Source organism: Pseudomonas sp. P5_B2 (assembly GCF_056400445.1).
Genome location: NZ_JBFULH010001429.1, coordinates 1 through 599, shown reverse-complemented (window position 1 = coordinate 599; position 599 = coordinate 1). Strand labels below are relative to the sequence as shown.

Sequence of the window (599 nt, the reverse complement as noted above, 5' to 3'; positions counted from 1 at the left end):
GGGTCTGGCAGCGCGCTTGAAAGAACTGGCGAGCGTGCTGGGTGTGTTGCAGCTTGAGGCCGATGACTTCTTGCAGGCCGGCGCTGAAGGGCGTGTGGATGCGGCTGAAGTGGATGCGCTGATTGCTGCGCGTCTGGCGGCTCGTGCGGGTAAAGACTGGGCCGAATCCGACCGCATCCGCGACCAGCTCACAGCGATGGGTGTGGTGCTGGAAGATGGGAAGGGCGGTACGACCTGGCGTCTGGCTGACTGATTGCCTTGAGCTATAAAACAAAAACCCGCCTTGTGCGGGTTTTTTTATTACGTAACTTATTGTTTTATTGGTGATGCTCCCGGCGTCTACTCTGCTATGAAGCGTCGTCGTCAGCTTCTAGGATCACTGAGACTACAAACTGGGAACCTCAGCAACCTGTCTTACTGCGCTAGCCAACTGCTCACGTATGAAAGCGTGGGCCGGATCACCGTGATGACTATGGTGCCATATCAGGTTAATTGGAATTTCGGGAGACGGTGGTGAGACTGCCAGCATCTCTAGTCCAAATGAGTTCTTTGCGAGCTGGAGCAAGCTGTGAGGAATAACACCGATATAATCCGTTCTG

1 protein-coding gene is annotated in these 599 nt (G+C 54.6%); it reads left to right on the top strand.

All coding sequences use genetic code 11. The features are described from left to right. On the top strand, positions 1 to 253 hold a 253-nt coding region (locus AC1DRJ_RS31645), incomplete at its 5' end, for a CysS/YqeB C-terminal domain-containing protein (RefSeq protein ID WP_477805564.1). Positions 254 to 599: the final 346 nt, after the last annotated feature.